Origin of the sequence: Pseudomonas sp. PB105 (assembly GCF_009764655.1) — a bacterium.
Classification (GTDB): domain Bacteria; phylum Pseudomonadota; class Gammaproteobacteria; order Pseudomonadales; family Pseudomonadaceae; genus Aquipseudomonas; species Aquipseudomonas cyclaminis.
This window is the reverse complement of record NZ_RWIO01000064.1, coordinates 14,177-31,863: the sequence shown is the minus strand read 5'-3', so window position 1 is coordinate 31,863 and position 17,687 is coordinate 14,177. Positions and strand designations below refer to the sequence as shown.

17 protein-coding genes are annotated in these 17,687 nt (G+C 61.3%); 14 read left to right on the top strand and 3 right to left on the bottom strand.

All coding sequences use genetic code 11. From position 1 onward, the window contains the following. Positions 1–249 precede the first annotated feature (249 nt). From gbcA to EJD88_RS16965, 14 genes are all read left to right on the top strand, one after another. Entirely contained in the window at positions 250–1,545 is a 1,296-nt protein-coding gene (gbcA, locus tag EJD88_RS17030; protein WP_158878548.1) for a glycine-betaine demethylase subunit GbcA, read from the top strand. A gap of 860 nt (positions 1,546–2,405) precedes the next feature. After that, positions 2,406–2,900 carry a type II secretion system protein gene (locus tag EJD88_RS17025; RefSeq protein WP_158878547.1) on the top strand — a complete coding sequence of 165 codons (495 nt, stop codon included), beginning with the start codon at positions 2,406–2,408 and terminating at the stop codon, positions 2,898–2,900. After that, on the top strand, positions 2,875–3,255 hold the full coding sequence (locus tag EJD88_RS17020; protein ID WP_099585741.1) for a type II secretion system protein: 381 nt from the start codon (positions 2,875–2,877) through the stop codon (positions 3,253–3,255). The genes EJD88_RS17025 and EJD88_RS17020 overlap by 26 nt, the downstream gene beginning before the upstream one ends. Continuing rightward, the gene (locus EJD88_RS17015; RefSeq protein ID WP_177411501.1) at positions 3,242–3,748 is read left to right on the top strand and encodes a type II secretion system protein; all 507 of its coding nucleotides are present in this window, start codon (positions 3,242–3,244) and stop codon (positions 3,746–3,748) included. Before EJD88_RS17020 ends, EJD88_RS17015 begins: the two co-directional genes overlap by 14 nt. Before the next feature lie 74 nt (positions 3,749–3,822). After that, a complete protein-coding gene (locus EJD88_RS17010; RefSeq protein WP_158878546.1) occupies positions 3,823–5,355 on the top strand; it encodes a lytic polysaccharide monooxygenase in 1,533 nt (510 codons plus the stop codon). A gap of 269 nt (positions 5,356–5,624) precedes the next feature. Further along, entirely contained in the window at positions 5,625–6,056 is a 432-nt protein-coding gene (gspG, locus tag EJD88_RS17005; protein WP_112192618.1) for a type II secretion system major pseudopilin GspG, read from the top strand. 6 nt (positions 6,057–6,062) lie between these two features. Continuing rightward, positions 6,063–6,527, top strand: a complete 465-nt coding sequence (locus EJD88_RS17000; protein ID WP_099585744.1) for a transglycosylase SLT domain-containing protein — start codon at positions 6,063–6,065, stop codon at positions 6,525–6,527. Next, positions 6,524–7,708 (top strand): type II secretion system F family protein, encoded by a 1,185-nt coding sequence (locus EJD88_RS16995; RefSeq protein WP_158878545.1) that lies wholly within the window; start codon positions 6,524–6,526, stop codon positions 7,706–7,708. The genes EJD88_RS17000 and EJD88_RS16995 overlap by 4 nt, the downstream gene beginning before the upstream one ends. A 4-nt stretch (positions 7,709–7,712) precedes the next feature. Continuing rightward, positions 7,713–9,350, top strand: a complete 1,638-nt coding sequence (locus EJD88_RS16990; protein ID WP_158878544.1) for a GspE/PulE family protein — start codon at positions 7,713–7,715, stop codon at positions 9,348–9,350. Continuing rightward, entirely contained in the window at positions 9,331–10,056 is a 726-nt protein-coding gene (locus tag EJD88_RS16985; protein WP_158878543.1) for a hypothetical protein, read from the top strand. Before EJD88_RS16990 ends, EJD88_RS16985 begins: the two co-directional genes overlap by 20 nt. Continuing rightward, the gene (locus tag EJD88_RS16980) at positions 10,053–10,607 is read left to right on the top strand and encodes a hypothetical protein (protein ID WP_158878542.1); all 555 of its coding nucleotides are present in this window, start codon (positions 10,053–10,055) and stop codon (positions 10,605–10,607) included. The genes EJD88_RS16985 and EJD88_RS16980 overlap by 4 nt, the downstream gene beginning before the upstream one ends. A 6-nt stretch (positions 10,608–10,613) precedes the next feature. Continuing rightward, positions 10,614–11,150, top strand: a complete 537-nt coding sequence (locus EJD88_RS16975; protein ID WP_158878541.1) for a hypothetical protein — start codon at positions 10,614–10,616, stop codon at positions 11,148–11,150. After that, positions 11,147–11,638, top strand: a complete 492-nt coding sequence (locus EJD88_RS16970; RefSeq protein WP_158878540.1) for a hypothetical protein — start codon at positions 11,147–11,149, stop codon at positions 11,636–11,638. Before EJD88_RS16975 ends, EJD88_RS16970 begins: the two co-directional genes overlap by 4 nt. 18 nt (positions 11,639–11,656) lie before the next feature. Beyond that, entirely contained in the window at positions 11,657–13,576 is a 1,920-nt protein-coding gene (locus EJD88_RS16965; protein WP_158878539.1) for a secretin N-terminal domain-containing protein, read from the top strand. A gap of 46 nt (positions 13,577–13,622) precedes the next feature. Here the strand turns inward: EJD88_RS16965 and EJD88_RS16960 are convergent, their stop codons facing one another. From EJD88_RS16960 to dgcB, 3 genes are read right to left on the bottom strand one after another with little or no spacing between them, the layout of a single operon-like run. Next, on the bottom strand, positions 13,623–14,393 hold the full coding sequence (locus tag EJD88_RS16960) for an electron transfer flavoprotein subunit beta (RefSeq protein WP_112192626.1): 771 nt from the start codon (positions 14,391–14,393) through the stop codon (positions 13,623–13,625). Between the two features lie 10 nt (positions 14,394–14,403). Beyond that, a complete protein-coding gene (locus tag EJD88_RS16955) occupies positions 14,404–15,624 on the bottom strand; it encodes an electron transfer flavoprotein subunit alpha/FixB family protein (RefSeq protein WP_158878538.1) in 1,221 nt (406 codons plus the stop codon). After that, a complete protein-coding gene (gene dgcB, locus EJD88_RS16950) occupies positions 15,624–17,576 on the bottom strand; it encodes a dimethylglycine demethylation protein DgcB (RefSeq protein ID WP_158878537.1) in 1,953 nt (650 codons plus the stop codon). The genes EJD88_RS16955 and dgcB overlap by 1 nt, the downstream gene beginning before the upstream one ends. Positions 17,577–17,687 lie beyond the last annotated feature (111 nt).

Genomic DNA, 17,687 nt, shown 5'->3' with positions numbered 1-17,687 from the left:
GTGGCGATTCTGCGTAACGCGAGAACCACCCATTTACCTATCTGCGACATTCACATACTTATCGCGACCAGCCCCCAACGACAGGGGGTTGCGCGTCGGGATCAGATTGGGCCATGTCGCCCATGGATAAGGATCGTCGCAACGCCGGCCCCACACTCACTCCCAACAACGACGCTTTCTTTACGCCTTGCTGCAAACCTGATTAGCCACTTATCTCGGCCACACAGAATGGCCATGAGGACACACACGATGGACGTCACCGCAACGTTAAGCTTGGGCGATCCGCTGGAACCCGCACGCAAGGCCACCGCGCAAATGCTGCAAGAGCGCGAGCGCACGTTTTCGCTGCCGCAGCCGTTTTACTCTGATGAGCGGCTGTTTGATATCGACATGCAGGAGATCTTCCAGAAAGAGTGGTTGATCGCCGGCATGACCTGCGAGATTCCCGCCAAGGGCAACTACCTGACCCTGCAAATCGGCAAGAACCCGATCATTGTGATCCGTGGCGCCGAAGGCGTGGTGCATGCGTTCCACAACGTCTGCCGCCACCGTGGCTCGCGCCTGTGCACCAGCGACAAGGGCAAGGTCGCCAAACTTGTGTGTCACTACCACCAATGGACGTACGAACTGGACGGCCGCCTGCTGTTCGCCGGTACCGAGATGGGCGCCGACTTCGACATGAAGCAGTACGGCCTCAAGCCAGTGAACGTGAAGACCGCTGGCGGCTACATCTTCATCAGCCTGGCCGAGAACCCGCCGGCCATTGATGACTTCCTGTCGACGCTGAACCATTACATGGAACCGTACGACATGGAGAACACCAAGGTGGCGATTCAGACCACTTTGTTCGAGAAGGCCAACTGGAAACTGGTGCTGGAAAACAACCGCGAGTGCTACCACTGCAATGCGTCGCACCCGGAACTGTTGAAAACCCTGCTGGAATGGGACGACGTCACCGACCCACGCGCCGACCAGGCGTTCAAGGACCACGTGAGCGCCTGCGCCACCGCCTGGGATGCCGAGAAGATCCCTTACGCCCACGCCAGCTTCGGCCTGCGTAACCGCATCGTGCGCATGCCGCTGCTCAAAGGCACCGTGTCGATGACGCTGGACGGCAAGCAGGGCTGCGCCAAGCTGATGGGCCGCATCAAGAACCCGGACCTGGGCTCGATGCGCATCCTGCACCTGCCGCATTCGTGGAACCACTGCATGGGCGACCACATCATCGTGTTCACCGTGTGGCCGATCAGCGCCCAGGAAACCATGGTCACCACCAAGTGGATCGTGCACAAGGACGCCGTCGAAGGCGTGGACTACGACGTGGATCGCATGCGCCAGGTGTGGGACGCCACCAACGACCAGGACCGTCGCCTGGCCGAAGAGAACCAGCGCGGCATCAACTCCACCGCTTACCAGCCTGGCCCGTACTCCAAGACTTACGAGTTCGGCGTGGTGAACTTTGTGGACTGGTACAGCGAACGCCTGCTGAGCAACCTGGGCGCGGCCCCGGCGCCGTATCTCAAAGGCGTGGCCGTACACGACTGATTGAGGTCACTCATAGTCGTCTTACCCCTACCGGGCGAGCGCACCGTTCGCCCCGTAGATACCGTCTTGACTCACACCGGGCAAGCGCGCGTTTCGCCACGCACCTCGCCATCGATCAAAATTCAACCAAACCTCCCCCAGACCTCTCCCACCCTGCCTCCCAGCCTTTGACCAACAACTTATCCACAAAGCCACCCACAGCAATTGTGGGCAACTGCGTTGCTTGCTCAAAATTAACTGAAGAAAATCCGTGACTTATTCAACTTGACGGGTTTCAGCGCACATTGATCAATTTATGATCAATAGCCTAAACACTACGGAATACGTGGTTCACAGCGGTACGCAAACACCTTATCCACAGAACGGCCAACAGACTTTGGGGGCAACTCTGGCCGAGCTGTGGAAAACCATCTCAAACCTTCATAAACCGGGGCATCCATCGGTTTTTCGAAGCAAAAGACGCAAATTGATCAAAATACAACCAACCCCATGAAACCCACTGTTTATATGGTCTGCAGCCGATAGCGAACATCTTATCCACAGAACCGCCAACAGAGTTTGGGGGCAACTCGACATCGGGCGCAGCCCTTATCCACATCAAAACACCTGTAAAAACCGCCACTTAGCCTGATCATTTTTCGTACAGCCCGCCACAGGCCTTGATTTCCGTGACCTGTGGACAAGCACAAACACCTTATCCACAGGCACGTGCACAGCGATTGTGGGTAACCACCGCTTATCGGCCAACTGTACAAAAAACACTCATATTAAAAGTTCATCTACACTCACTTTTGCAGTTATATCCACTGGCCCGGGTGAGTGCAGAAGTCCTTGGCGCGATAGAGGGAGATAGACCAGTGATGTGGCAGGTTCATTCCAGCCATCACTGCGCCAAAGGTTTTACGCTGATTGAATTACTACTGACGCTGGCCTTGTTGGCCACGCTTTCGACAGTGGCTTATCCGCTGACGGCGTTGATGGGTAAACGCGACCGGGAACTCGACCTGCAGCGCTCGTTGCGGGAAATACGCCGTGCGATCGATTCCTACAAAGAAGCCAGCGACGACGGTCGTATTGAAAAAAGCATCAGCGACAGCGGTTATCCACCCTCACTGCAGGTATTGGTCGAGGGGGTCACGGACAAGACCGATCTCAAGGGCAAAAGACTCTTCTTTCTGCGCCGTATTCCCCGCGACCCTCTCTGTGAATGTCCACACCTGTCGCCTGCGCAAACCTGGCAACTACGCAGCTACAAGAGCACCGCTGATAACCCACAAGAGGGAGAAGATGTATTCGACGTTTCGTCCAGCAGCACTCGGGAGAGTTTGAATGGAACGTTATACAGCCAGTGGTAATCGGGGTTTCACCCTGATCGAGTTGCTGGTGGTCATGGCGATCATCGCCACTCTCATGACCCTGGTGACGCCCCAGTATTTTCGCCAGCACACTAAGGCCCAGGAAACCGTACTGCGCCATAACTTGTCCTCCATCCGCCAGGCGCTGGACCAATACCGTGAAGACCACGGCGCCAATCCCGAGTCCCTGCAAGCCCTGGTGGAACGGCGTTATTTGCGCGAAATCCCCATGGACCCCCTGACCGGCAAGCGCGAAACCTGGCGATTGCAGCCTTCCGATGAACAAGGCCTGGGCGACGTGCGCAGCGGCGCCCCCGGCACCGCCAACGACGGGAGCACCTATGCCGACTGGTAAGCACAACCAGCATGGCTCGGTATTCATGGGCATGCTGGTGACGGTGGCCGTGGTGGCCGTGATGCTGATGGAAGCCGGCACGCTGTGGTCCAGCGTGATGCAGCGCGAGCGCGAGTTGGAATTGCTGGCGCGCGGCAATGAGATTCGCCGCGCGATCGGGCTGTATTACGCGGCCGGCAATACCTTCCCCAAGTCCCTCGAAGACCTGGTACTCGACCGCCGTCAACCGACCATCAAGCGCTACCTGCGCCGTGCCTATGCCGACCCGCTGACCGGCAGCGCCGAGTGGGGTGTCATCGCCGGCCCCGGCGACACCCTCATGGGTGTGTTCAGCAAGGCCAGCGGCACGCCCTTCAAGCAAGGCAACTTTGCAGTCATCAATCAGAGTTTTACAGGACAAGGCAGTTATCAAGGGTGGGTGTTTCTGTTTGGCCCTGGGCAGAACAACCCTGCAACCCGCATCGCTCCCACGGAGGATCAACTGACCCGATGACACTCACGCAACTGGCACACTGATCGTTCCAGCAGTTCGGAACTTGTTTATCTGAATTGAAGGTGGACTAGAGCATGAATAAGTATACGAAGAGACTTTTCAAATGGACGGTGGCGACCGTGCTTCTGGCACCCGCCTTGAGCTGGGCACATGGTGCGCTGGACTTCCCGGCATCACGCGCGGTGAACTGCCAGGCGACCGGCGGTTACTGGCAATCTGAGGATGGTTCCTCCATCGTCGACAAAGGCTGCCGAGAATCCGCAAAGATCTTTAACGGCTCGGCCGCGAAAGTATTCCCCGCGCAGCAATGGAATGAGGTTGCCCATATTCCAGAGATCAATAACCCATCCTTGGATCAGATCAAGGCCATCATCAAAGATGGTCAGATCTGCTCCGCCAATGATCTCAGGAAAGCCAGCCTGGATAAGCCAACGCCCTATTGGACAAAGACGGAGGTCATTCCTGGGCAATCACTCACGATGCGACTTATCGGCACTGCCCCCCATGTGCCGAGCAAGTTTTATGCATTTACGAGCCGACCCGGCTTCGATACGGCTACGGATATATTGAAATGGAGTGATCTGGTACCGCTGGGCCCGGAAGAGCGGTTTACCGTCGCTAAAACAAACTGGCAGACCCCGCCAAGAATCGCCGGGGCTTCGGGTTACTTTGAAATAGTTAGAACAATCCCGAGTGATGTGTCGGGAAGTGGGTTGATCGTGGGTATATGGGTACGGAATGACCCCAATGGCGAATTTTTTATCTCGTGCTCGGATGTGAATTACCAAGGAGGCGGCGTGCCTGAAGAACCACACAACATTGGTTCATTCATCACTGCCGATATGCAAACGGCCAAGCGCGGAGACTCCGTGCATTTCAGGATCTTTGGTATCGACGCGGCGAGAACGGAACTGGTCAACATCATCCATAAACTTACAGCTTCTAATGAAGCCCCCAGTCAGTGGGGGAAAGAAATCGCCGATAAAGTCAACCCTTCCATCGCCAGGATTGGCGAGTTGGAGGGCACGACAATCAGGTTCAATCAAGCCAACCCACTGATCAACTCGACCTATGTCACCAACAAAGGTTACACACAGGCGATGTCAATCATGCCAGGTGAGGACCCAGGCCCTGTTAATCCGGCACCGCCTGTAGCACGAATCACGGGCCCGACAACGTTGAAATCGGGACAAGCCTTTACGTTCAGTGGAGCAGGATCAACTGGTAGCAATGGACCTTTACTCTATGAGTGGGCAGTGCCAGGGATGACAGGCGCACAGAACGGCTCGACCATCAGCGGCAAGGCAATCAGCGTCACACAGGCAACTCCGTTCAAGGCACGCCTGCTTGTTCGCGACCGGCAAAACGGCAAAATCAACCAGGCGGTGTTGGACTTTACGGTAACGCCACCCAGTGACGGTGGGGAATACCCGGCGTATGTACCCAACAAACAACCCCCCTATCAGGCAGGCGAGATCGTTTCCAACAAGGGTGCAAATTACGCGTGCAAACCCTTCCCTGCCAGCGGCTGGTGCTCGCAGTCACCCAGTCATTACGAGCCTGGCGCAGGAAGCCATTGGAGCGATGCGTGGGATAAAAAAGACTGAACCCTAAGGCGTTTACGGTGAAAGACAAACGCCGGTTGAGTACGGCGTTTGTCTGCACATTATTCATTACGGGTTCAACCATTAGAGCCAAACGTTATTGCCGGGCTAGGGCGTCTATATCAGCCAACGCTATAGTTGAGAGAGTCCTTAACCCTAATTCAACTGGAACCACATTAAACAACGCAGTCCTACCGGCGGTGCCCGCGTGACGACGGGCCGGGAGAGTTATACACAACCGCCCTACCTTGGCACTCCCACAGGGTATTTCCATGCGCACACACTCTTTTATCCACAGCCCCCAACGCGGCTTCACGTTATTGGAGCTGCTGGTCGTCCTGCTGATCATCGCCCTGCTCGCCAGCTATGTCGGACCCAAGATGTTCGATCGCCTGGAACTGGCCAAAGTGCAAACAGCCCAGGGCCAGATGAAGTCCCTTGCCGACGCCCTGAACCAGTACCGCCTGGACAACGGCAACTACCCCGACGAAACACTCGGCCTGAATGCGCTGAGCACGCGCCCTGCCAACGCAAACAATTGGCAGGGACCGTACCTGAAAACGCTGCCGCCAGACCCTTGGGGCAACCCTTACCTGTACAAAAACCCCGGCGCCCCGCCCAACGATGCAGAGATCATTTCCCTGGGTCGCGATGGCAAGGCCGGCGGTGTGAACACTTACGCCGACATCGTGTACGGGCTGTGACCCGCCATGCGCACGCTGCGGATGGCCCTGACCCTGCTTTGTCTGTCGGGCATCGCCCAGGCCAACTGCTGGCAGTTGGCAGCCAGTCGTTACCACGTCGATCCGCTCCTGTTGTACGCCATCGCCAGGGTCGAATCCGGTCTCAACCCGATGGCTCGCAACGTCAACAGCGATGGCAGCCAGGACATCGGCCTGATGCAGATCAACAGCCGTCACTTGCCGGCACTGGCGCGGTTCGGCATCACCGAACAGCACTTGATCACCCAGCCCTGCACCAGTGTCATGGTGGGTGCGTGGATTCTTGCCGGGTTTATCCGCGAGCAAGGTTATGGCTGGCAGGCCGTGGGCGCGTATAACGCCGGGGCCAAGCCGGACCGCGAAGCACGGCGCTCGCGCTATGCCCTGGCCGTGTGGCGCTACTACGGCGAGTTGCTGCAACAACGCCAGCAACTGGCCAGGCAAACCCCATGATCGACATCGACGCCCGCATCATTCGCGACGGCCATTTGCAGACGCTGCGTCTGCAAGCCCTCGATTTGCCCCAGGCACGCCAGCAATTACAGGCCGACGGCGCCCAGGTCATTTCGCTGAAGGCGCGCCGCGCGTTCACTCTGCCGCGTCGACGCGCCAGGTTTGCCCTCGGCCTGTTTATCCAGGAACTGGTGGTGCTGCTGGACGCCGGCCTGGTGCTGGTGGAAGCGGTGGAAACCCTGCGCGACAAGGCGCCAGCGGGCGTCAACCGCCAGGTCATGAGCGATCTGCTGGCCTCCATGTACGAAGGCAACTCGCTGTCCAGGGCGATGCAGCTCAGGCCGCAGACGTTTCCTTCACTGCTGATTGCCACCGTGGCGTCCTCCGAGCACAGCGGCCAATTGGCCGTGGCCTTGCGCCGTTACCATCATTTCGAAGCGCATTTGGAAACCGTCAAAAAGCGCGTCAGCGGCGCCCTGATGTACCCCTTGGTGGTGCTCAGCGTGGGCGCGTTGATCCTGCTGTTTTTGCTGTTCTTCGTGATTCCGCGCTTCGCCTCGGTATTCGATGCGGTCAGCGACCTGCCAGCCACCGCACGCTTCATGGTGTGGTGGGGCGCGCTGGTGGATGCGCGAGGCATGGAGTTACTGATCGGCCTGGCGCTGGCCATCGCGGCACTGGTCCTGATGTTTCGCAGCGCCGGGCTCAAGCGTCGCGCAGCGGGCCTGTTCTGGAAGATCCCCAGCCTGGGCGCCCAGCGCACGCTGTTTATCCTCGCGCGGTTTTATCGCACGGCCGGCATGTTGCTGATGGGCGGGATGCCGGTGGTTACGGCGGTGGAGCTGTCCGGTGCGTTGCTGCCCGTGGAGCGCCAGGCGGACCTGCGCCAGGCCCTGAGCGACATCCAGGCCGGCCAGCCACTCTCCACCGCCCTGGCCCGCCATCAACTGACCACCGCTGTCGCCGAACGCCTGTTGCGGGTGGGTGAGCAAAGCGGCGAGCTGGCGGCCATGTGCGAACGGATCGCGCAGTTTCACGACGAGGCGCTGGAGCGGGCCATCGAGCTGTTCAGCAAGGTCTTCGAGCCGCTGTTGATGCTGGTCGTGGGCGGGTTGATCGGCTTGATCGTATTCATGCTGTACATGCCGATTTTCGAACTGGCAGGTTCCATCCAGGGGTAGCGCGATGAGCGAGCAGACACGGCAATGGCAAGCGCTTGCGACGCAACGGGGCATGAGCTTGTCCAACTACCTGTTGGAGGTGCTGGACAAGGCGCCCGACCAATTACCGACGATCGCCCAGCCCCTTGGCCTGCTCGCCATCGCCCCGGAACACCTCAATGAAGACTGGCGTTTCGATCTACTGGCGCTGCCCCAGGCACTGATCCATAACGTATTGCCTGTGGATAACCACGGCCAGCCGTGCCTGGTGCTGGGAGATCCTTTCACCTTGGCCAGCCGACACTGGCTGCAGTCCTCCAAGACCTTGCGCCAACTGCCCCTGGCCATGAGCCTGCCCGGCGCGGTCAAGGCCCAGTTGACTGCGGCCGAAGCCAGCCAACGGGTGATGCAGCCCTTTGGCGACGACGCTGAAAGCGCCCTCGTCGGCCAGTCCGCCCAGGAAATATCCCTGAGCAGCATCGCTCGCGACGACAACCCGGTGGTGCGCTTGGTCAACTCCATGCTGTTCGATGCGCTGCAAAGCCGCGCCAGCGACATCCATGTGGAAACCACACCGCAGGGTCTGGTGATCAAGTACCGCATCGACGGTGTGTTGCAGCAGATGGGCCAAGCCGGCGGCATGGACATGGCCGAGCAGGCGCTGTCGCGGATCAAGGTGTTGTCGGAGCTGGACATCGGCGAGCGACGGGTGCCCCAAGACGGACGTTTCAAGATGAAAATCCAGGGCCGCGAGGTGGATTTTCGCGTGTCGATCATGCCCAGCATCCACGGTGAAGATGCGGTGTTGCGGATTCTCGACAAATCCCAGCGCGGCGAGTCGCTGAGCCTGGAAAACCTCGGCCTGGCCACCGACACCATTGCGCGCATCCGCGTACTCGCCAGCGAACCCTACGGCATGCTGCTGGTGACCGGCCCCACCGGCAGTGGCAAATCCACCACGCTGTACGCCGCGTTGTCGGAGACCAATACCGGCGAGAAAAAGATCATCACCATTGAAGACCCGGTGGAGTACGAACTGCCCGGCGTGCTGCAAATCCCGGTCAACGACAAGAAAGGTCTTACCTTCGCCCGTGGGCTGCGCTCGATCCTGCGCCACGATCCGGACACGATTCTGGTCGGGGAAATCCGCGACGGGGAAACGGCAGGCATTGCGGTGCAAGCCGCGTTGACCGGGCACCTGGTGCTGTCGTCGGTGCACGCCAACAGCGCGTTCAGTGTGCTGGAGCGCTTTACCTACATGGACGTGGACCCGGCCAGTTTTGTCGAAGCCCTCAACGGCGTGGTTGCCCAACGCCTGGTTCGGCGCATCTGCCCGGACTGCGGCGTAGACGCTACCCCCGATCCAGACATCGCCCACCTCGCCCAACTGCCCGAGACCCAGCTCAAACAAGGCCACTACCGCATAGGAAAAGGCTGCGAGGCCTGTCGCCACACCGGCTATCGCGGTCGGCTCGCGCTGGCCGAAGTGTTGACCCTGACCGACAGCATCAAGGAGGGCCTGCTCAACCGCAGTTCGGCCGCCACCTTGCGCGAACTGGCCCGTGAAGCCGGCCACGTGTTTATCCGCGATATCGCCCTGGACCATGCGGCCCAGGGCGAGACCACGCTCAAGGAGGTTCACCGTGTCATTTCCCTTTATTGAGCACGTGGTGGCGCTGCACAGTGCCAGCGCCGAATGGGCGGCTCGTCCACGCTGGCGCGGTGCACGTATCTGGCACGCGCAGCACACCGGCGAGCCATTGGCCGCTTGCGCCGCACTGCTGGAGCAGGCACCTCGGGGCCACGTGGGCTTTCTGGACCGGGCCACCGTGCTGCTGGGCTTTCCCCATGTGCACTACCTGATATTGCCGTGGCAAACCGGCCTGTACAGCGCAGGCGATTGGCAGACATTTGCCGAAGCCACCTTCAGCCAACAGGTCGGCATCGACCCTGAGCACTGGCAGGTGCAAGCCGCCAACGGTCACTTCGGCCAGGCTTGTGTCGCGGTCGCGACCTCACGGGAGCTGCTGCAAGACCTGCGCGACCTGTTCAAGCTGCACCGCTTGCCCCTGGTCACCTGTACGCCGTTGCTGACCGCCGTGGCGCAGCGGTACTGGCGACAATTGCCCGACGACTGCGTACTGGCCGTGCCCGAAGCCGACAGCCTCAGTTGCCTCTACCGACAACAGGGCACAATCGAGCAGCTGTGCGTCATTGCGACCCAACCAGGCAGCACGTTGAGCGACAACCTGTTCACCGCCGACCTGCTGGTCGAGCGGCACGCGCTGACCCCGCTGGTCGTCACCAATAACCCTGCGGACAATCGCCTGGGCCCCGTGCACCCCTGGCTGGAGGCATCGACAGCATGAGAACCAGGCTCATCAGTGCCTGGCAACGGCTGCGCGCCCGCCGTGCACCCGCCGTTGATTTCCAACACGCCACGGCGACGCTTCGGCCACTGGTGACTGCGCTTTGGCTGATGGTTGCGGTAATGATGTTCGGCCTCTGGCGACAGTGGCAACACATGGAGTACCAACAGCAAAAGACCGATGAACTGGAGCAACACTTTATCCAACTCACCCGCCGCCAGGAGCAGTTGATCCAGGCGGCCATTCGCTTGTCGCCCCAGCAGAAAAAACAGCTGGCAGCCTTCGCCCAACAGAAGGCCAGCCCCTTCGCCCTGATGGATGCCGTGGCCCAGGCCTGGTCGAGAGAAATCGCCCTGACCCGTGTCGAGGTCAACACCCAGGCCCACCTGATTCACCTGGATCTGGAAGCCAAGCAGTTGGGTGATGCGTTTCGCTTCGTGGACCGGCTCAAGGCCCGGCCAGGGGTACAGGTACATCTGCAACAAAGCGCGCTCAAACCCGATGATCCGCAGCACCCGGTGCAGGTCAAACTCAGCGTTGGATCAGGATAGCCAGCCATGGACACCCTCACTCGCTACCTGCCACGTCTGCGCTGGCAACTGATGCAGTGCCAACAGCGCCTGGGCTTCTGGGGCTTGCTGGCGTTGGGTGTGATGTTCACGACACTGGTGATCGAAGTGGCGGTGATTTACCCGGCAGGCGCTACCGACCGCATGCGTCGCCAGGAAATACAGGCCGGCATCGACGAGCAGCCACAGGAGGTGCAGGTCACCGAGCCGGTCGTGGTCGAGCGACTGCCCAGCGCAGACGACTTTGCACCGCGCCTGGAAAAGCTGCTGGGCGTCCTCACTCAACGCGGCTTTATCGTCAAACAAACCACGCTCGCCTACTCCGCCCCCGGCGACAGCGGGCTGCAACGCCTGGACGTGGACATTCCGCTTACCGGCCCGTACACCCTGCTGCGCGACGCCCTGACCGACGTCGCCAAAGAGCCGGCCGTGCGCATCGAGCACCTGACTCTGGAGCGCAAGGACATCACCAGCGGCATGCTGAATATCACCCTCAAGGTGAGCGTACTGGGGGTGACGCAATGAAACTGTCGCCGTATTTGCGCGTGCTGTTAGTGCTGACCCTGATCGGCTGCGGCTGGCTGTTCTGGCAGGACAACGCAAACAGCCCCGACACCGCATCAACAGCGGTAATCCGCCCGCCGGTAGCCGCCTTGCCAGCGCCTGTTGTCGAAGCGGACACGCCCGTGGTCGAAACGGTTGACCTGTTCCCCGCCCAAAGCTGGACACCGCCACCGCCCGTTGCCCCCGTCGACACTTCACCGCCCAAGCCGCCACCGCTGCCCTTCACCGTCAGCGCGCAGTGGCGCTATGAGAACCAATCGAAAATCGTCGTGCTTCAGGGCAACAGCCGCCAGTACACGCTGTGCAACCGCTGTTCGGTACCCGGGCGCATCGTGCCCGGCAAGATGCTCGACGCGCACTACCGCCTGGACAAACTCACCGACACCGCTGTGGTGCTGACCTACATGCCGCTCAAGCATGCCAGCACTTTGCGGCTGGACACTCACTGACCGGAGCAGGACACGATCATGGCGATACGTACGTGGGTTCCCTTGAGCCTGGCCGTGGCCTTGCTCAGCGCCTGCCAGACTCAACGGGCGATCAAGGAGAGCGACGAGTTGCGCCAGAAGGGCGACATCATCCGCTCCGTCGAAGTGCTGCAAGCCGAAGCCAAACAAGCCCCCGACGACGTGCAATTGCGCACCGCCAACTACAGCAAGCTGGAGTTGCTGGTGGCGCAATACAGCCGCGAGGCCAGCACCGCGCTGATGCGCGGCGACGATGCCGCCGCCATCCGCGCCCTGGAAACCATCCTCAAGTACGACCCCAGTAACCTCGGCGCGCGCCAGGAAATCCAGAGCATCCAGGCGATGAAACAGCTGCGCCCGCAACTGGCACAAGCCTACGACCTGAAGCGTTCCAACCCCGTGGAAGCACTCAACCTGGTGCGCCGGATCATCGCGCAAAAGCCCAACTACCGAGAGGCCCTGGACTTTCGCAATGCCCTGACCCGTGAACTGGTGAGTGCCGACTACCTCAGCGCCGACCTCTCCGAGGCCATGCGCAAACCCCTGAGCCTGGAGTTCAGCGCCCAAAGCCTGACCACGATTTTCGAGACCATTGCGCGCCTGTCGGGGGTCAACTTCGTCATCGATAAGGATGTCAATCCCAGTGCCTCAGCGAGCATGACCGCGAGCCGAACCACCGCCGAAGACGCGCTGAACCTGCTGCTGACCACCCAAGGGCTGGACAAGAAAGTCCTCAACGCCAACACCATTCTGGTTTACCCCCGACGCCCGGACAAAGAACGGGAATATCGCGAGTTGGCCGTACGCACCTTCTACCTTAGCCATGGCGACCCCAAGGTCATCGCCGCCGAGATCAAGCAAGTGCTCAAGCCCAAGGAGGTATTGGTGGACGAACGCCTGAACGCGGTGATTGTGCGCGATGGCCTCGACACCCTGAGCGCGGTGGAAAAACTCGTGGAGGCCATTGATATCGCGCAGTCGGAAGTGACCATCGACATTCAGGTGCTGGAGGTCAGCCTGACCGACGAATTGAACCTGGGCATCCAGTACCCGGAAAGCATCGGCCTGTCCGTGGGCAACCTCGCCAACGTGCCTGCGGGGCTCGCGGGCATCCCGATCAGCGCGTTGCGTGGGATAAATGGCGACAATATCCTGCTCGATTCCGGCAGCACCTCGGCGCGCATCAATATGCTGCAGCGCAGCGGCAACACCGTGACCCTGGCCAACCCCAGGGTACGGGTGCGCAACCGCGAAGAAGCCCAGGTGAACATCGGCGACAAGATCCCCGTGGTCACCACCACCACGGCCAACCAGATCACCACCTCGTCGGTGTCTTACCAGGACGTGGGCTTGCAAATCACGGTCAAGCCCAACATCAGCCTGAGCGATGAGGTAAACCTGGAGTTGAACGTGGAAATGAGCCATATCACCAAGCGCATTCCCGGCTCGGAAAACGTACCAGCCACCTTCGAGCTGGGCTCACGCGCCACCAAGACCCTGCTGACCGCGCGCAACAATGAAACCCAGATCGTCTCGGGGCTGATCCGCACGGCGGATGTCGACGAAGGCTCGGGGCTGCCGTGGTTGAGCCAGATCCCGTGGATCGGCAAGAAGCTGTTTGGCACGAACCAGAATACCCAGCAGAAAACCGAGATCATCCTGCTGCTGACGCCGAGGATCGAACGCAACCTCGACCTGCCGATTTCCCAGATCAGCACCTTTCACAGCGGCACCGAGGCGCGCAGCTCTACACAAGGCATGATCCTGCGCGATACCACCGAGAAGATGATCCTCAAACCGATTGGCGGCGATCCCACGCCGACGCTGCCACCGCCGATGCAGCAGCCGGACGCCACCTGGCAACCGCTGCCGCCACCGTTGCCGGAGTTGGTGCCCAAGCCTGCCCCAGCGCCCCCTTAATCTCAGAACCTTATGCAGATCAAAATGTGGGAGGGGGCTTGGTGGGTTAGCGCACCACGCCTTCTTCTATGAGCAACTTGAGAATCGCCTGGGCACCTTCTTCGGCGCTCACACCTTTGAGCACCTGCCCACCGCCACCACTGGCCTTCGCCGTTGCCGCCTTCATGCGGTCTGCCCCGCTCTTGGCCTTGATCACCTTGAGGCGCTTGGGCCGGGGCTTGGCCGGTTGCAGCGCCGCGTCGGTGAATAACAGGTCTTCTTCAATTTCGACCTCATGGGCCGCCAGTTCGCCGCGCTGCGCCGGGCCGTAGGCACTCTGCCGAGGCTTCGGCGCGGCGTTATCCACCGTCGCCAAAAACGGCAGGCGCACTTTCAGGCGCCGCCGCTGACCACGGGGCAAGGCTTGCAGCACATGGGCCACGCCGCCTTCGATGGACTCCACCTGAGCCAACCCGACAATCAGCGGCCAGCCCAGCTGCTCGGCGAGCAGGAACGGCAGCATCCCCGAGCCCTCACCGGTTTCGGCCTGGCTGCCGGTGAGCACCACCTGGGCGCCGGCCTCGCGCAGGTAGTCACTGAGCACCGGCAAGGCGTCGGCGCCAGCCGGTTGTTCGAGCACATGCAGTTGCGGCAAACCCATGCCCAGGTAGCTGCGCAAGGTGGGTTCGGCGATGTTGCCTGCGTGCAGCACCTGCAACTTATCCCCAGCCATTTGCAGGCCGAGTTCAACGGCACGCGCATCCTGTTCGGCACGGCGCGGGCGCCCTGACGTGGGGTGGGCGCCGATGGATACCAGGCTGATTACATTCGTGGTCATAGTCATGTCCCTAAGCCGCATCGCGCTTGGCGCCGTTGCGGTAGGCCTCGACCGCATCGATCAAGGCTTGCAGAATCGCGGCGCTCTCGCCGATCACCGACAGGTCGGCACGCTTGATCATGTCGCAACCCGGGTCGAGGTTGATCGCCACCACCTTGTCGCAGGCACCGATGCCTTGCAGGTGCTGGATCGCCCCGGAAATTCCCACGGCCACATACACCCGTGCGGTGACCCAAGTGCCGCTGGCGCCGACCTGGCGATCACGGGCCATGAAGCCGTCGTCCACCGCCACCCGCGACGCGCCTTCGGTGGCGCCCAGGGCAGCAGCGGTCTGGTGGAACAGGTTCCAATCCTTCACGCCGTTGCCGCCGGAGAAAATGAACTCTGCTTCGGCCATCGGAATCGCCGCCGGGTCCACCGCCACCGCGCCGAGGTCTTCGATACGCGGCAGGCTGCGGGCCAGGGTTGTGGATAACTCCACGGGCAAGACTTCATGGCGCGTGTCGCTGACCGGATCGGCACATTCGACGGCGGCGAGGATCAAGCGTGGCAGTGGCCGCGCCAAGTCTTGCTGGCCGGCACCGGCGCGGCCGATGCACTCGTCATCCTTAATCTGCCACACCCGCGTGGCCAGGCGTTCCTTGAGGCTGGCGGCAAAACGCCGACCCAGCTCACCCCCGCCACTGCGGCTGTCGGGCAGCAGCCAATGGCGTGGGTTGAACTGGTTATCCACAGCCCGCAAACCCTGCACGCGTTGCTCGGGTGAATAACCGTCGAACTCATGCCCCTCCAGCACCAGCAGGCGGTCGACACCGGCGGTGGCAAACGCGCTTTCCTTGTGCTCGCCAAACACCACCGCCAACACCGCGCCGTCGTTGCCGGCGAGTTGCCGCGCCAGGCCGAGCAGGTCACGGTCGTGGCTGCTCAGACGGCCGCCGACCATGTCCGGCACTACGTTGATGTAGAACGCAGGCGCAGGCACCTGATGCAGCGGCAATTGCACTTCCACCGCCGCCGTACGCTTGGCCGCGCCGCCCTGCTGGGCGCCGCTGCGGTCGATGCGCTTGATGCCGTTGGGGCCGATAAACCCGACGCCATGGACGTTTTTGCGGATAACGCCGTTCGGCCCCATCCAACTCTGTTGCACCGGCTGCATGGCCGCATGCAACGGGTGCAGACGGTTACGGGCGATCCATTCAGCCCGTGGGTCGCGGCGGATAATGTCGCTCATCAGTGCATCTCCGCAGACGTTTGTTGGACAGGACGTTTAGGCACTTTCGCCGGCGCAGTGTCTTCAAGCAACGCGTCAGCCACCAGCTCGGCAATGTCCTTGATCAATGGCCGCGGCTCGACAACACCTTCAAGCATCGCCGTGCATTGCGGGCAACCAACTGCCACCAACTCGGCACCGGTCTCGCGGATATCGTCCATGCGCATATCCGGGATCCGTTGCTTGCCAGGAATGTCCGTGATCGGCGCCCCGCCGCCACCGCCGCAGCAGCGCGAACGGAAGCCCGAGCGTTGCATCTCCTTGACCTCGATCCCCAGCGCCCGCAGCACTTGGCGCGGCGCCTCGTATTCGCCGTTGTAGCGGCCCAGGTAGCACGGGTCGTGATAGGTCACGCTGTTGCCTTTGTGCTGGCCCAGGTTCAGCGCGCCGTCACCGATCAGCTCGGCCATGAAGGTGCTGTGGTGCTGCACGAGGTAGTTGCCGTTGAAGGCGCCGTATTCGTTTTTCAGCACATGGAAACTGTGGGGGTCGCAGGTGACGATGCGTTTGAAGCTGTACTTGGCCAAGGTCTGGATATTGCGCGTGGCCAGCAGTTGGAACGTCGCTTCATCGCCCAGGCGACGGGCGACGTCGCCGCTGTCGCGCTCTTCCAGGCCGAGCACGGCGAAGTCGACGTTGGCGGCTTTGAGCACTTTGACGAACGCACGCAGGGTGCGTTGGTTGCGCATGTCGAAGGCTCCGTCGCCGACCCAGAACAGCACGTCGGTGGTGCCCTTGTCACTGAGCAACGGCAGGTTCAGATCCGCCGCCCAGTTGAGGCGACCGCCCGGTGCAAAACCGCCAGGGTTGTCGGTGGCGATCAGGTTTTCCAGGACTTCGGCGCCTTTGTTCGGGGTGGCGCCTTTTTCCAGAGTGAGGTGGCGACGCATGTCGACGATGGCGTCCACGTGCTCGATCATCATCGGGCACTCTTCCACGCAAGCGCGGCAGGTGGTGCACGACCACAGGGTCTCGGCGTCCACCAGGCCGTTGACGATCGGTTGATGCGGGTTGCCGCCGTGTTCGCCAATCGCCTTGCCCGGATACGGGCTGCCGGCGAACTTGGCATCGGTGCCACCAGCCAGGCCGACCACCATGTCCTGGATGAGTTTTTTCGGGTTCAGCGGCTGGCCGGCAGCGAACGCCGGGCACGCCGCTTCGCACTTGCCGCACTGCACGCAGGCGTCAAAGCCGAGCAGTTGGTTCCAGGTGAAATCCTTGGGTTTCTCCACGCCCAGCGGCGCGGATTTATCGCTGAGGTCCAGCGGTTTCAAACCGGTGGAGCGCCCGCCACCGAAGCGTTCGGCACGGCGGTGCCAGGCCAGGTGCAGGGCACCGGCGAAGGCGTGCTTCATCGGCCCGCCCCAGGTCATGCCGAAGAACATTTCGGACACGCCCCACAGCACACCCACGCTGAGCAACGCCGCGAGCAGCCAGCCACCGAAGTCGGCGGGCAGAATCCCGGCCACCGGCAGCGTCACCAGGAAGAAACTCACCGAGAACGCCATCAGGCTTTTCGGCAGGCGCATCCATGGGCCTTTGGACAGGCGTGCGGGCGGGTTGCGCCGACGCAGGTACATAAAGATGGCGCCGACAAACATCAACACCGAAGCCAGCAGCAAGGCATAGCCGAGGATGCGGTTTTGCAGGCCGAAGCCATGCACCAGAATCGCCAGCAGCGCCGACAGGACAAAGCCCAGCGCCGTGGCGACGTGGGTGTTGGCGATGTATTTATCGCGGGCGACCACGTGGTGCAGGTCGACCATATAGCGCTTGGGCATGGCCAACAGACCGCCGAGCAGGTCGACCTTGGAGGCACGGCCACGGCGCCACATGTTCACGCGGCGCAGGGCGCCGAGGACGGCGAGGCCCAGGGCGGCAAACAAGAGAATAGGCAGCAAGGTGTTCAACATGGTGAAGCTCCCACAGACCACACAGGTCTACTGTGAAACCGGCCTAAATGTGGGAGGGGGCTTGCCCCCGATAGCGGTGGGTCAGCTACAGCTGTATCAACTGACACTCCG